Origin of the sequence: Floridaenema aerugineum BLCC-F46 (genome assembly GCF_041929345.1) — a bacterium.
Taxonomy (GTDB): Bacteria; Cyanobacteriota; Cyanobacteriia; order Cyanobacteriales; family Aerosakkonemataceae; genus Floridanema; species Floridanema aerugineum.
Window position 1 is genome coordinate 1 of the sequence record NZ_JBHFNQ010000177.1, and the last position, 14,835, is coordinate 14,835.

General features: G+C 38.4%; 9 protein-coding genes and 2 pseudogenes. 5 read left to right on the forward strand and 6 right to left on the reverse strand.

Annotated features, from left to right (window positions below; all coding sequences use genetic code 11):
• Positions 1 to 965: 965 nt before the first annotated feature.
• Positions 966 to 1,466 (reverse strand): PLP-dependent aminotransferase family protein, encoded by a 501-nt coding sequence (locus ACE1CC_RS22830; RefSeq protein WP_413272736.1) that lies wholly within the window; start codon positions 1,464 to 1,466, stop codon positions 966 to 968.
• Positions 1,467 to 1,978: 512 nt separating this feature from the next.
• Here ACE1CC_RS22830 and ACE1CC_RS22835 point away from each other — a divergent pair.
• Positions 1,979 to 3,463, forward strand: a pseudogene (locus tag ACE1CC_RS22835) (IS1380 family transposase).
• A 214-nt stretch (positions 3,464 to 3,677) separates the two neighbouring features.
• On the opposite strand, the gene ACE1CC_RS22840 reads toward ACE1CC_RS22835, so the two are convergent.
• A complete protein-coding gene (locus tag ACE1CC_RS22840; protein WP_413272737.1) occupies positions 3,678 to 3,932 on the reverse strand; it encodes a relaxase/mobilization nuclease domain-containing protein in 255 nt (84 codons plus the stop codon).
• Between ACE1CC_RS22840 and ACE1CC_RS22845 the strand changes: the two genes are divergently transcribed.
• Together ACE1CC_RS22845 and ACE1CC_RS22850 are read left to right on the forward strand one after the other, a co-directional pair.
• The gene (locus tag ACE1CC_RS22845) at positions 3,918 to 4,355 is read left to right on the forward strand and encodes a transposase (RefSeq protein WP_413272738.1); all 438 of its coding nucleotides are present in this window, start codon (positions 3,918 to 3,920) and stop codon (positions 4,353 to 4,355) included. The genes ACE1CC_RS22840 and ACE1CC_RS22845 overlap by 15 nt on opposite strands.
• Before the next feature lie 244 nt (positions 4,356 to 4,599).
• Positions 4,600 to 5,553: a hypothetical protein gene (locus ACE1CC_RS22850; protein ID WP_413272744.1), complete on the forward strand. Its 954-nt coding sequence runs from the start codon at positions 4,600 to 4,602 to the stop codon at positions 5,551 to 5,553.
• 1 nt (position 5,554) lies between these two features.
• Here the strand turns inward: ACE1CC_RS22850 and ACE1CC_RS22855 are convergent.
• Positions 5,555 to 5,656 (reverse strand): annotated as a pseudogene (locus ACE1CC_RS22855) (hypothetical protein); the annotation flags it as partial.
• Positions 5,657 to 6,328: 672 nt separating this feature from the next.
• Here ACE1CC_RS22855 and ACE1CC_RS22860 point away from each other — a divergent pair.
• Complete coding sequence (locus ACE1CC_RS22860) at positions 6,329 to 10,417, forward strand: plasmid replication protein, CyRepA1 family (RefSeq protein WP_413272739.1); 4,089 nt, start codon at positions 6,329 to 6,331, stop codon at positions 10,415 to 10,417.
• On the opposite strand, the gene ACE1CC_RS22865 is transcribed toward ACE1CC_RS22860, so the two are convergent.
• The 3 genes from ACE1CC_RS22865 to ACE1CC_RS22875 all read right to left on the reverse strand — a co-directional run bounded on the left by ACE1CC_RS22865 (position 10,394) and on the right by ACE1CC_RS22875 (position 13,512).
• Positions 10,394 to 11,545, reverse strand: a complete 1,152-nt coding sequence (locus ACE1CC_RS22865; RefSeq protein WP_413272740.1) for a site-specific integrase — start codon at positions 11,543 to 11,545, stop codon at positions 10,394 to 10,396. The two genes, ACE1CC_RS22860 and ACE1CC_RS22865, sit on opposite strands and share 24 nt — an antisense overlap.
• A 730-nt stretch (positions 11,546 to 12,275) precedes the next feature.
• The gene (locus ACE1CC_RS22870; protein WP_413272741.1) at positions 12,276 to 12,596 is read right to left on the reverse strand and encodes a hypothetical protein; all 321 of its coding nucleotides are present in this window, start codon (positions 12,594 to 12,596) and stop codon (positions 12,276 to 12,278) included.
• A gap of 289 nt (positions 12,597 to 12,885) precedes the next feature.
• Complete coding sequence (locus ACE1CC_RS22875) at positions 12,886 to 13,512, reverse strand: DUF6399 domain-containing protein (protein WP_413272742.1); 627 nt, start codon at positions 13,510 to 13,512, stop codon at positions 12,886 to 12,888.
• Positions 13,513 to 13,606: 94 nt separating this feature from the next.
• Between ACE1CC_RS22875 and ACE1CC_RS22880 the strand changes: the two genes are divergently transcribed.
• Positions 13,607 to 14,059 carry a hypothetical protein gene (locus ACE1CC_RS22880; protein WP_459563896.1) on the forward strand — a complete coding sequence of 151 codons (453 nt, stop codon included), beginning with the start codon at positions 13,607 to 13,609 and terminating at the stop codon, positions 14,057 to 14,059.
• Positions 14,060 to 14,835 lie beyond the last annotated feature (776 nt).

The following is a 14,835-nucleotide window of genomic DNA, read 5'->3' on the forward strand; positions in this document are numbered from 1 at the left end:
GGGCCTTTTGTGAGGAGCATATTACCGCAGTAGTCCAGGTGGTTAGACGTAATCAAATTGATGAACTTGAGCGAACGATTAATTCTTTAACTAATAGTTTACTTGACTTATATTATGACGGTGAAAGTGAAATTATTCCCGGTAAGCTTGATTGATTAGTTCCTAAACTTCTTGCCCGACCTCTTGACATTAAAGTTTATTAAACAATAATTGGCTTCGCGATAGATAAGCGCGAACTACTTTTCTTATTTGTCCAAAGTCCAAATACCTATTATTGAGCGAATAAATTCAAAAACCTCTAACCAAATTTTTCGTGGCTACAGGACATTATAATACATTTGTTCTATTGTTCTCGGCTTGATAGCACTACATCACAACCTCAACAAAACTTAACACAGTCTCGTTTTCTTTTGTCCGACTACTTACAAGCAGCGTTCAGTTTAGATAACTTCATCTTTCTATGCTTATATTTGCATAAAGTTACATAACATACAGTTTTGTAACAAGTTTAATGAGTTAATAACTGTAGTTTCTCCTTATCCCCTGACCCTCCACCCATTTATGTTTGACTTAACTGCTGCCGACTACTCCCTTTTGTCTTGGATTCATCAGTCTGGGATAGCCGCACACTCTCTGTCCCTCCGCTTCCATCTGGGGAGTTTAATCGTTTGTTGTCAAACTCTTGAAGATGCAACGAAACTGTGGGAACTGCGCTCCATCCTCAAGCTTTCTGGTATTGAGTTATGCTTTCGAGTCAATGGCGTTTTCTATATGGCTACCGCCATTAGATAATTGCAGAATTAATCAAAACCTAACCCTGGATGAGCTTTTGGCTTTGTCCCATCATCTCGGATCGATCGCGAATAATCACGCAAAGCGATCGTATAGTGTGCCGTTAGGCGCATCGCGCCAGCATACCATTAGGCACATCGCGCACGGACAAAGCCATATAGAAGCAATTATGGTTATTGTGGGTTCTCGACCTGAGTTTTTACGGTTTGCCAAACGGATAATACTCCATCAATCCATCCTTGTGCAAAGGTAATCCGGCTCATTGGATCTACTTCCAGCAAGTAGGCGAAGTCGGCATCCAGATGACGAGCTTGTTCTGGATAATCTTTTTCATTCAGATAACTCCATAGGTAGTCCAGCACATCTTCATCGAGGGAAGCTGCTAGAGACTGCACCCGTTCAAAATGGCGAAAATCTTTGTACGATAACTTGGCGCTAGAGCGAATTCCTAATTCAAATCCTTCTTGACGAACCTTGTTGAGAAGTACTTTCTTTTCTGACTGAAGGCGTTGGACTAAATTTTCGTCTTCGGCAACTTGGGTTTTGAGTTCTTCGATTGTAATAGCCATCTCTAATGCCTCCTGGCATACAGCGGAAATATTGAAGCGTTGTTTAACGGGTTGAAGTCGAGCAAACAGTGGCTCTGGAACCGCAACTGTGACTCTTTGACTCATAACTTCCTCCCGCGTTCTGTGTATGGTTATACAATATCAAAGTTAATTGCATAATTACTCAACTTAAAACAATTTGTTACATAACATACAGAACAACCTGGAAAAGTATGCAACAAGGAGGCGCGAGCATAAGGCAGTGGCGCTCTCATCCTCCGGTTTTAAGTGTCTACCCAATAACCCATAACTCTGTAAACAGTCTACAAACCAACTCAAGAGAAACACCCAGACAGCAGTTGTAGAAATAGCCAGCCATGTTATACCCGCATTTCTCACAAACTGTGCGATCGCTAACAGCAGAAGCCTTACAGGACAAGGGGTGTACCCGTGCGAACGCCCAGTTCCCAGATCCAACAGTGTGTGGACTGGTATCAACTCAAAATTCTCAGGAATTAACCGGGGTAAAATGAAAAAATAAGAGCGATTTTTTGAGGATAATTAATTGTTTAATAGTCAGTTTTAAGTTAATAAAATCTGCTATTATTTAGGAATAAAAATCTAAATTTACTCAAACTATGACTCTTAATTATCGAAAGAAAGCCAGTGAACAATTCCATTTAGGAAAAGTTAAAGGAAAAGAAGTTATTGCTGATTTTTCGGGAGGGAGAATCACCTCAGATGCCGGAATTATCTTGATAGCTGAATTAGACAAAAAATTAAAAATTAGCCAGCAATTTGCTGATTGTTTTCAAGATTATAGAAATTCGTCTTATATAGATTATTCAGTTCAGCAATTAGTCACCCAAAGAATTTATGCACTTGTCTTAGGATATGAAGATGTCAATGACCACGACAAATTACGTGATGATGCAGCTTTAGCTATAGCCTTGTCAAAACTTGATAAATTAGAATCAAACCAAGTAAGTTTAGCCGGAAAAAGTACAATTAATCGACTAGAATATTGTCCTGAAACTATTCTCAATCAAGAGAATAGTCGTTATCATCGCATTGAACATAAGCCAAAAAACATATAAAAACTTTTTGTTGACATTTTTTTACAGTCTTATAAAAAGCCGCCTTCTCAAATTATTTTAGACATGGATGTAACAGACGATCAAGTACATGGTAATCAAGAAGGAGCTTTTTTCAATACTTATTATCAAGGAGTTTGTTATGCTCCTTTATATATTTTTTATGGACATCATTTATTAGTAGCCAAGCTCCGTCCTTCTAATGTAGATCCAGCAGACGGAGCATTAGAAGAATTACAAAGAGTGATTGGATTAATTAGAAAAGAATGGTCTAATACGCAAATTTTAGTGCGTGGCGATAGTGCTTATGCTCGGGAAGAAATCTTTAAATTCTGTGAAGAACAAGAAGGCGTTGAATATGCGATAGCTATGGCAACTAATAGCCAATTAAAGTTCAGAGCGAACAATACAATTGAAAAAGCTAAAAATGAATACTCAAGAAAACTCGAACCAATTGTGGAATTGATGGAAAGTTTATTTGAGAAAAATGAAGATTTAGAAGTTTTCAGAACGTTAGTTCCTAGTTCAACTTGGTATCGTTCTTTAATTTACCAAACCGAAAAATCATGGAGTCGTCCTAGAAGGGTTGTTACTAAAGTTTCTTATGGAAGTGAAGGCTTAAAAATTCGTCATGTTGTGACCTCTTTACCCGCCGCTAAAATTTCCCCATCAAAACTTTATACCGATAAATATTGTCCGCGAGGAGAGATGGAAAATCGCCTGAAAGAACAGCAATTAGATTTATTTGCTGACCGGACTTCAACCCAAACATTTCACAGTAATCAATTAAGACTTTGGTTCTCATCAATAGCATACATTTTAATGCAAGCTTTTCGGCATCATTGTTTATCTAGAACTTCTTTTTCTCAAGCCACAGTTGGCACAATTCGTCTGAATTTTCTGAAGTTGGGAGCGAGAATTACTGTAAGTGTCAGACGAATTTTAATTGCGATTACCAGCGCTTGTCCTTTTCAAGATATTTTGTCCATTGCTTACTGTAGAATTCAAGCAATTCCAAATACTGGTTGATTTTTTTAAAGGAATTTTCTCAATTTCATAGCTCAAAAATAACTGACAATATATGCAGTCAATTTTATCATGATAGCTTATTTGAATTAACCTGATTTTTCCGAGAATTTAGTAAGGATTTGGTGAATTTAAATTAAATTTTTCTTGGGCAACTGTTTCCCTATCTCTGGTTTTTCAAAAATTTTAATTCCCCCCAAAAAATTAGCTTCTCAAATTAGTTTGTGAGAAATGCGGGAATAGCAATCCATTTTTCATTATCCAACTTTTCTCCAGCTGGCACTGATAAAGAGGCATGATAAACCACTCTTTCTACTCTGGGATTCAATGCCTTTAAAAAGCGAAATTCAGCAGCTAATTCGCGTGGGTTTTCACCAACCATGTTACCACCAATCAATTGTGCTCCTTCTTTATCGAACAGGTAGTTGAGCAATCCTCGAAATCCCCTACCTTTAACTTGTTTCCCAATCATCTGTTTGAACAACCTAAAAAGAAAGGTAGAAGATTAAATATATGTGGTTTATTAGAGCCAGGGAAAAGTTTTGAGTATGGTTTAGCTTTAAAGACTTTTAAGAGCGAAGATTATATCAAATTAATGGATTGGCAAGCAACACTTGCATCAGAAAGATTAAAGAAAACGGGAAAAATAACTGTTATAGTGCAAGATGGTGGTTCTATCCATGTGAGTAAATTAACTAAAATTAACCATGAAAAATGGTCAACACAGGGATTATATATTTTTTTATTACCTAGTTATTCTCCTGAATTAAATCGGATTGAAAATGAATGGCAAAGAATTAAAGAAGATGAATTAGCTGGTCGAATGTTTGAAGATGAATATGAATTATGTTTGGCGGTCATCAGCGCCATAGAATCTCGGCAACAAAGCAATTGATTAAAAGTAATAAGATATCGATTTAAATAAATACAGATAAATTTTTCTAGAAGATTTAGCAGATAAATCAGCCGATGAAAGGCTTTGATTTTCAGAATTTTCTGTCTATAATTTCGTCGGTTATCCAAAATTTAATTATTATTACTTACTAAAAAAAAGTTGACCCAAAACTTTTGGTTATTTAATCCTGATCTTGAAAAATTCTAAGCGTTCGCTTGTCTCAATTTAGCGATCGCTCTTCACTATGTTGCAAAACTTAACACAGTCTCGTTTTCTTTTGTCCGACTACTTAGAGGCGGATTTGTATGGACTCAATACTAAGTTTTGTGACAATGCGATCGCTCTTCCCTTATCTGGGCTTGATGGCGAGTTCGAGCGTGCCGATATTTTATTCGAGTTGGCTTGTCGGGCATTGGTAATCGTCAACCTCCCACCCCGTTCAAAAAAAGACTTGGAGTATTGGCTCGATGTTAACAGCGTTTTAGATGCAGCTTCCGAACGGGGCATTTCAGTAACCCATTGGTTTGTTAGCAATGGTGAAAATCAAAGCTTAGAGAGAATGCGAGAATCTATGACTAAGTACGGGAATAATATGACTCACATCCTGCTCCTAAATGCCTATTTTTGCTCCTTTCCTGATAATTACGGTTACAGGGAAAACTGCTGGATGGAGGAAGCATTGAAATTGGGAACGCTGCGGTTGGTGGAATTTCCCAAACTTTATCCGGTAGACATGAAACGCTTGGAGAAAGGTGGAATGCTTTTTTCCCAAGCCATTCATGAACTTGAGTTCCCAGTTATGACGCGCTCGCGCTATTTCCGATTTGTAGCTGCTTATGCCAAGGCGTTTTACTCGACGGGTTTGTTTGGCAAACCGCCGCCATTACCTCACCAGGTTGTAACTTATTGTGTAGAATTGCGATCGCTCAAAATCCACTTACTTAAGCAACATTCGATTGCTCATTTCCAGAACCAGTTCTCGCTGCTAACGTCTGCACTGCCAGTGCTGCTATTTGAGCTAGTGCTTCCGATGGAAGAGTTGGCACTATATTCAAAATCCGCTCTAAGGGTTCCTCCGATGGCAGTTCTCCTTTCACAAGGTATGTTTGCAGATCGGCAAGGCTCCAACCCTTCAATGTCGCCAACTTTTCTAAATTTTCCGTATCGGGCCAAGCCAAGCCGGACTCCCAAAAATTAACGCAGGACTTACTCACGCCCAGTTGCTGGCAAAAGCGGCGCTGAGAAGAAGAACCTCGTAATTCTTTTATGAAGGTGGCGAGTCGTTCGGCTTTGGTGGACATATCAATTATTTTACTTTTATTTGCTCGATCGGATAATTGCGCTTTCCTTGACTTAATAAGGTAAACTAAATATTGCCTGTAAAGTTAGGCAAATCTGCCTGGTAGTTCAGCCAAAAGTGTTAATCAAAAAATATAGTTCAATCTGTAACTACACATAGTTTAGCTGCAATTGGCTTGTTTTTTGAATTATCCACTTAATATTCGACCAATAAAGACATTAAATCTCACTTTAGTACTAGGAGATCTGCTTTAACCGCTATTGAATATCACTTCAGGCTACTCACTTTTAGTTAGTCAAGTTGCCAAGATGTCTTTAATTATGAAAATAAGGAATTCGAGGAAACTTAACTGGTTATACGTTGACCGAGTATTTGCTCGATCAGCCCCAGTCTTTTGTGACCACTGAAGCTAATCTACCTGAGTCGGAACATAAAGGTTAACCTAGTTAGCCCCTCGCTCAAGAAAAATAAATAAAACTAATTACATTGTGTCTTACAACGTAAAAAAAGTCTTGAGCAACTGAGTCACGCATTAAGTTCCGACTCCTGTAACCCATACACCACAGGAGTTTTAAGAAATGTACGCATTTACTAATTATTGCTACAGATGCAGGGAAGGCGATCGCCTTAACAAAACTACATACTTGCTACTTGGGGAAGGGAGGTACTAGCGATGACCTCGAAAAATCAACTCATCCCCACCAACAAAAATCACACCTGCCCCATCTGTAACGACACCAGTGGCGACTGCCGAATCCATTCCCACCAAGAACTCATTCTCTGTCACAGCTTCATCGACCAAGATGCCCAAGTTAACAGTTGGCGTTACCTCCGCAAGAGCAAGTGTGGCACCTGGGGCGTATATGTCACCGACAACGGCAAATATTACTCAACAGAACAAAGAATTCAACGCCAACTCCAAAAACAACTCCAAAAACAACGCCTCCTAGCAAGCGCTTTACCCATCCCAGAAAGAGACAAAGGATTTCGTCAACTTAGTCATCACCTGGGCTTAACCACTCGCCATCGCCAGAAACTACACTCTCGCAGCCTTAACGACCAACAAATCCAATCAGTAGGCTATTTCTCCATTCTTGCCCACCAAGAACTCCCCTGGGGCATTCCCATCAACTTTCCCGGCGTAGACAGAACTGGCAGCAAACTGTGGATTAAACCAGAGAATCAAGGCATTGCCATCCCCATCCGCAACCAGCAAAATCAAATTATCGGCTGTCAGATTCGCCGTGACAGCGATGAAGGCCCACGCTACCTCTGGTTAGGAGGAGGTGACAAATCTTCCCGACTTCCCAACGGTGAAATGCCCTTGGGCTTCTGCCGTCCCCTAATCACACAACCCATTCAACGTCAAAACGTCGGATTAGCCGAAGGATTCCTCAAATCTCAGATTGCCGCCTTTTTCTTGGGACAGATTATTTTAGGTGCAGCCGGAGGACAATTTGAACAATCTCCCCAACAACTGAAACAATATTTAACATCAGCCGGAGTCCAACTAGGGGATTATATCGACATTTACCCCGACGCAGGCGATATCTTAAATCGCCATGTGATGAATCGTTGGCAAAAACTAGTTAACCTCCTCCAAAACTGGGGCTACCTCGTTCAATTTGCTTGGTGGGAACAAATCAGCAAAGAAGCAAGTGATATTGATGAATTACAGGGCGAAGATTTAGCCTCTATTCAATATATCAGTGCTGCTCAATTCTTTGCTCTTTCCCAAGAATTAAGAGGAGAAACTGATTTAAAAACTGACGAACAAATCCGCCGACAACGCTATTTAGAAGAAATTTCGCTTACTTATAAACAACTTACTACCCTGACTTATCAACCAAACTTAGAATTAAATCAAGAATATCTTCCAGATGATTTATGGGAAAAACTTCCCCAACAAGGCATTGTAGCTATTAATTCTCGTAAAGGTTCCGGCAAATCCAAAGCAATCTTAAAACCACTTATCAGTCATTTCAAACAGTTAGGAAAGCGCGTTTTATCTATTGTCCCCAGAGTAGTTTTAGGTCGAGAACAATGCGTTAAATTCGATTTACTGTGGGTTGATGAACTTGGAGAAACTCAATCTTCACAACTGCGACAATTAGGAGGTGCAGTTTGTTGGGATTCCTTACTTAAATTATTCGAGCAACACTGGGATATTATCATTATTGATGAAGCACGGATGGGATTTAAACATTTACTAACAGCGAATACCGCCGTCAAACAACAAAGACCGCAAATTCTTCAGGCTTTTAGTTTATTAATTGAAAGAATCTTAACTAATAAGGGAGCAGTAATTCTCTGTGATGCTGATTTAAGTAATCCCGAACTAGATTATATTAAATCCTTGGCTCCAAATAATACTCCCACTTATATTGTAGTTAATCATCATCGCGGTAGTCCAAGAGAATTTGCTCTTTATAAAGGCGAACATAGTAAACAAGAAGTAGAACGCCAAATTTATGCTCATATCGAACGAATAATTAATCTTGATGATTCAGATCCAGAACGAGAACCAATCATTATTACCGCCGACTCCCAAAGTGAATTAGAAGCGATAGAACGGGAATTGATAGAGGCTTTCCCCCAACTTAAAACTCTCATTATTCGCATTGATGGGAAAACCTCAGAAGAAGAATGGGCTAAAGATTTTGTCGCCGAAATTAACCAAGAAATTCACCGACTTAAACCTTTAGTATTATTATATTCTCCCAGTATGGCAGTTGGTGTTAGTATTGAAGTTGATTGGTTTAAACAGATATTTGCTTTATATTCTGGAGTTTTAGAACCTTGTGAATTTAGACAACAATTAGCTAGAAATAGACAAAATATTCCTATTATCCTTTGGAGTGCTAATCAGAATAATCAATTCATTGGCTGTAGTTCTCCACTACCTAGAGTCATTAAAAACACCTTGTCCAAAAATATTAAAGACTCCCAACAAGAAGATATTTTACAATTAGCTTATGAATTAGCTAGAGAAGAATCTGAGGGAGATTTAAGTAAATTTCTCCAAGTATTTCAACAAATTTGGAATAATGGTAACTGGAATAATCCTCACTTGGAATTGTGGGCAAAAATTCAAGCAAGAATTAATTATTCTAAACCTCATTGTGGGGAAAATCTTCAATTTGAATTAAGGGAAAAGGAAAATGCTTTAATTACTGACTGTGTGGGTGAAGAAAACGGTTTCGGAACGAGAATTACTAGACAAAAGAAACAAATCAAACAAGAATTGGCTACACTTTTAAGCACCGGGGCTAATTCCCGAATGACTCTGGAAGAAGCTCAAGAAATTAAGCGAAATCCTCAAGCTAAATTTGCACAACGAATGTTCGCTGATGGAGTATTATTGCGTGAATATTTACCTGGGGTTAATCTCACACCAGAATTTATTTATAAATACAAAATCTCTGATCCTCATTGGCTAACATCTCAATTTCTTTATTGGTTGGCTACTCACCCGCATGAGTGTAAAATTTTAGATTCTCGTAAGTGGAAATCTCATGGTTTTAAGTGGATGTCAGGAGAAGTCTTTTTACCAGATCTTAGACCGAAAATTATCCAGGCTCAATTGCTGGTAGAATTGGGGATTATTGATTTAATTCAAGTTAAGGAAAACTTTTCTAAAAATTCACCTCTGATTCAGGAGATAATGAGACGGGCGATGGAGAATAGCGATCGCCTCAAACGTTATTTTAATCTAAAAGTAACTTCTTCAACTGACCCGATTAGCTTTGTTGGTAAACTGTTGTCAAAAGCTGGAGTCAGTAGTAGAAAAGTTTATAGTGATGGCAAAGTTCGTTACTATGCTGTCTATGGTCGGAACCAACCAGAAAGATTAGCGGTATTATTAGCTTGGAATCAAAAATATTGGGATTTGCAACCAGAATCAGCAAAACAAGCTTTTCTTCAGTTAAATGCTTGTTCTCTGACTAATAGAGATGAAGCTTTAGTTTCTCCACAAAAACAGCAGCAGTTACAGGTAGACGAAAACGTAGTAATAAGTACAAGTAAGGTAAACCAAAAACCTGAATTTGAAACTGACCCAGCTATTAAATGGCTACTAGATTTGTTAGCCGACTTGGAAATAGATTTAGATTTCCATCCCCGTTTTTACTCTGAGGATTTGGTTGATTCCTTTGCTTTAGCTGAATTACTCTCACAGGGATGCCAGGAAAGGTTGATGGAAATTTGTCCTGATTATTGGGATAGGGTATTTTATGCGCTTGGTAAGGTCAGTGAATTTTTAGGCGACTCATCAGAAGAATTAGAAGATGATGTCAGGGAGCAGCACATCAATCCACCACCTGAGCATTATTATCTTAAATGGCTCTTAAATTTGTTAGCTTCTTTGGAAGCTACTCCCTCTCCTCATCCTAGATTTGACTCGACTGAGAAATTGACTGATTTATTGAATGAGGCTAACTTACTAGCAACTCATTGTAAGAGTGAACTGTTAAAAGCTTGTCCTGACTACTGGGAACGGTGTTCTCAAGCAGCAGCGGAACTAATCAAGTTACTACCTTCCTCTACAGTTCCCGACTTTAGTCCAGAGGAAGTTAACGGCTGTGTTCATCGTTTAAAAGCAGCTATCGAGTACGGTACTGCTTGGGTGAAAATTGTCCTCAAACCTTGGCAAACTACCCAACGTCGGGCAATAGTCCAAGCGTTAGGAACTGTCGCACAATCTGCTGTTTTACATTTAACTCAGATCTTTCCTGATTGGTTAACTTGGGGCTATCAGTTCTGATTGACTGTTATTCATGGGAGCAATAGGTCGCTTCGGATTATTTAGTAGTCTCTCCATTGCTTGCTGCTGATGATGTTCATCCAACCAGGCATGGTAAGTTTGAATATGTATCGCCACCGAATGCCCCATTTGCTTCGCCGCTAGTGACACCTCCAGTCCATACTCCATACTCCTGATTGCCCAAGCATGACGCAAGTCGTAAGGACGAAATTCTATACCCTGGCGGCGGAAATACTGTGAAACTCTTTGCCCCAACTCCTTATTATTTCTTCCTGTACACTGCGGCACTTTCACATCCATTAGCTGCCAATACTCTACCCATTCGGGATGCAAAGGCCAAACTCTCCTTTCCCCGGTCTTACCCTCCATCACCCGCAACACTCCCCCTTGTGTGGGAAAATGTTCTAAATCCAAGTGAAATACTTCATGGGGTCTGAGTCCGTAAGTTGCCAACATTCCGAAACACCATTGCCACTGTGGATTAGTAATTTTGTCTCTCCAAAGAGCGATCGCTTCATCACTTGGTAGTTCTCGCTTGCTTACTTTCGTGGGCGAATAATTGCCACTAAACCTTTTCACATCGAAATTAAAGTTAGCTATTTCCACTAATTTAGCCAACGCTAAACAAGTTTTCTGCCGCATTCTTGTATCTGGATTTGTCGCTTTAATTGCAGAAATTAGGATTTCTTTTGACAGTAAATCGTCTTGTGGTAAGCGACTAAAAACTTCTTCGTAATTAGTTTGCCAGGTAGAAAGTGACTTGGGAGTTTTCGACCGTCGCATAAAGTAATCTGCTTTTAAAGCTTGGATGTAATCGGCGATCGTCTTCAACTCATTACCTATTGGATTATGCCGTAAATAAGGCTGCCAATCAAAATCTCCGATTGCTAATAATCCCCCTACCTGACGCGCTGCTTTTTCTGCCGTCTTTATCCCTTCAATAGTTGCCTCTATTCCCAAAGCAATTTCTTGTTGATATGGTTTAGTTTTCTCACTCCCTGGACGAGGTGGTAAAGTTCCTCTTAAATATAATCGATTCCCTTTTTGCTGGAGCGTGACTCCCATTTTACCAGCCTTCAGCCTTTGATTTACTATTAATAATTGACTGTCGAATTTCGTTGTTGTCATTTTATTACTGAAGTTTTACCAGTATAAAAAATTACTTTTGTGTCGAACTAATGGTTTAACGAGCTAAAAAAGAGGAATTTTTGCAAGTCCTTTACTGATTGGATTTGGAGAAATGGGGGTAAAAATGATTACCTGTTTTTATCACAGGCACTCATTCTCTCCCTCCCCTCACCCCTCCCAAATCAATAACTATTCTCTCTCAATCAATACACCTCCCCTCCTAAAATCTTCTCCTTCTTCTCCCTCACCCTCTTCCCTACTTTTTTCCCTAAATTAATTACCCCCTTCACTGAAAATTTAGTTTTAATTTATACTCTATTTACTAAAATATATTTATTATCAAATCTATGAAATTTCTAGATTAAGTTATAAAACATTTTTTAATAATTAAGAAGTTTAATTGACAATTAAACTTGACTTATTTGGCAAAATTATAAAATTATTATTGTCAATAATTTTGTAAATTAATATATTTATGCAATTAATTAGAATGACAATTAAATCCTTAATTAATGAGTTAATAAATTACTTGTTTTTTGGAAATTTTTAGGTAATTAAATTAATAAAATTTCTGCAAATATATTGGACAAAATCTATAAATAATTTTTATTTTCAGCACAAAGTTAGCCAAGAAGAAGTGGCTAAAAAACAATTAGTAATATGTTAATCACTTAGATATTAGATATCGGAAAAAACTAAGTTAATTCAGAAGTAGAAAACCCCGGAAATGTCAAGGTTGATTATTTTCATCTTTTTGTAGAGATTGATGATGATTAGTAGCGATGTGTTGTTGAACAAGGTATTGAATACGAGCCTCAAGAGAAGTTTCGAGAAAAAGCAGCCTTTGCTCTAGACTATCTAGGCGTTTGTCTAGATTTTTATTCATCCGGTCAGGGAAGTGGGAGAGTCGGGAGGGAGTGCTTACGAGACATTGCTCAATATAATTAACTAATAAAGCCGAAGCGTTAGTCCCACTACGCCTTGCCCACTCCTGAAAAGCATCCCATTGATCCGCATCAATACGAAAAGTCGCTAACTTTTTCTGAATCATCGTCTATCTACTTATAGTACTTCTGTACCAATAAACTACCAATTAACTTCCAAAACCCATCAAAATTATATAGACAAAAAAGCGTAATTTATAGACAAAATGGCTACCAACCTAAGACGGGACAGTTGGTGGCATCTTGATTCCAAGGATTTCAGGGTACTCTCCTTAGATATTTCTGAAAATCAATAGTCAATAAAGCGTAGTACAATACTACTTAAGCCAGAAATAATAATTCCTAGCTGACCCTAAATAAATCCTAATTAAATTGTCAAAATTAAGTTAATTATTACTAAAAAGAATAAGATTTTCGAGGTAAAGGTAAGTCACCCATTTGGGCAATTACCCACTCAAATAAATCAGGAAACTCCTCCCCGAATAAACGTTGTGCAGCAGTAGTTCCATCAGTTCTTTTCAAGTCAAAATTATGAATGACCGTCAATACTGGTAACTGCTGTTGAGAAATACCACGTCCACAGTGATGCAAACGGGATAAATAACCATTACGCCCCTCAATTGCAGAAGAACTCCTCTGAAATTTAGCCGACATCTTGGTAGCCCAATCACGCCAATATGCCCATTCATCTGGGTCGAGCTTACTGGTTAAAGGATGTAGTAATAAGCGGCTTAAAGCTTCTATTGATGTTGACTCATAAAGAAAGCGCAAAGCTGGGTTTTTAGTTTGAGTAATGACGGAGCGCCAATAAAAATGGGGGAGAAAGTATTTTAATAACCAATCAGACATTTCCAGATCTATTTCTTCTAAAAGTAAACTCTCTTCTACAGATTGCCACCATAAGTTAATTAAGGCAGCCATCGCCGCAATCTGTCCACTAAATACTGCTAAACTACGAATAGATTTTAAGTCATTGATTAGACCAGCTTTGAAAATCTCAAACCCCCGCAGCCGGATATTCATGCTATTTGCCAAATTCCCAGTACTTTAATTTACTATCTTAAAATTAGTTCGCGTTACTTTAACGCGAACTAATTAAATATTTATAACTAGATTTATGGACAGCGACCCCAAGAACAAAAGCCACAATCAGTCAAAAAAAGTGAAAGCGACACCAGCTCGCGACTTAGCAGCCCGTGCCGAGCAAATTAAAGAAGCAATCGCACTGTTACAGTTGGAAATTCAACAATTAGAATCAGAGGGAAATTTCGCACCGACTGATACTTGGGTAATGCGTTATAAAGCTCGCTCTCAGAAAGGTTACTATTGGTATTACAAATTACAAGCTAGAGAGGCTATTTTTCCACAAGCTACAGATAGTACTAAACGCAGTAAATATAAACATTTAGGAAAAGCTGGTTCACCAGAACATATTGATGCAGTAATCCAAGTAGCCCGTCGAGGAAAAATTGATGCTCTACAACGTGCTATGTCTTCTCTTTATGAAAGTTGGCTGAGTTTATATGAAGAGTCTCAACCAGAATCTACACCACCTAATACATCAAAATAAAATTATATTGTTCGCGTTAATTTAACGCGAATACATTTTCATTAAATTTTAGCTTCGGCTTTTTTGTACTACATTCTTATTGCGAATAGGCCCAAACCTTGGCTACTGTTTTATCGCTTCATCCCGAAAGTTCAAGATGCCACCAACTGTCCCGGCGATAGTTGGTAGCCCGGGCTACAATCTATGAATACCGGAGGTTCTCATAGTTGGGGTATAAGTTCTCCACAATTCCCCCAAAGACACCACAGACGAAAAAAGTCGAAGCGCAAATTCAACCCAACGGAAGAAAACTACTGACACCAACACCCTATTTTATAAACCAATAGGTGGTTAGTGTCAGTAACATTTCTCTGAACAAAATAAAACTTGACTTTAGCCCAACAAAGAAAACTACTGACACCAGCACCCTAATTTATAGACCAATAGGTAGTTAGTGTCAGTAACATTTCTCTGAATAGAGTAAAAATTACTTTAGCCCAACAAAGAAAATTACTGACACCAGCGCCTTAATTTGTCGAGTGTCACAGTAAGCGTCGGAAATCTCACGATAAGTGTCGGGGGGAAAATAGGAGTGAAATGATGATGGAGTAAGGGTTTGAGGGATGTAGTACGGAAGTTGTCGCGTAACACATTAAATAACCTCGTTAACAAATTAAATGTCCGGGAGAAGTTCAGGCTAGAAACGTTGCGGAATGAGGATTGTAGAGATGGGAGAGGGAAGAGGCAAAATTAACAGAATAAGTGTCCGAAAATTAGTAGAATAAATTAACGCAGTA

What these genes read in the sequence shown, in the direction of transcription:
- ACE1CC_RS22830 (WP_413272736.1), bottom strand. Translation starts at nt 1,466, where the DNA reads ATGAGTCAAAGAGTCACAGTTGCGGTTCCAGAGCCACTGTTTGCTCGA.
- ACE1CC_RS22840 (WP_413272737.1), bottom strand. Translation starts at nt 3,932, where the DNA reads ATGATTGGGAAACAAGTTAAAGGTAGGGGATTTCGAGGATTGCTCAAC.
- ACE1CC_RS22850 (WP_413272744.1), top strand. Translation starts at nt 4,600, where the DNA reads ATGTTGCAAAACTTAACACAGTCTCGTTTTCTTTTGTCCGACTACTTA.
- ACE1CC_RS22860 (WP_413272739.1), top strand. Translation starts at nt 6,329, where the DNA reads ATGACCTCGAAAAATCAACTCATCCCCACCAACAAAAATCACACCTGC.
- ACE1CC_RS22865 (WP_413272740.1), bottom strand. Translation starts at nt 11,545, where the DNA reads ATGACAACAACGAAATTCGACAGTCAATTATTAATAGTAAATCAAAGG.
- ACE1CC_RS22870 (WP_413272741.1), bottom strand. Translation starts at nt 12,596, where the DNA reads ATGATTCAGAAAAAGTTAGCGACTTTTCGTATTGATGCGGATCAATGG.
- ACE1CC_RS22875 (WP_413272742.1), bottom strand. Translation starts at nt 13,512, where the DNA reads ATGAATATCCGGCTGCGGGGGTTTGAGATTTTCAAAGCTGGTCTAATC.
- ACE1CC_RS22880 (WP_459563896.1), top strand. Translation starts at nt 13,607, where the DNA reads ATGGACAGCGACCCCAAGAACAAAAGCCACAATCAGTCAAAAAAAGTG.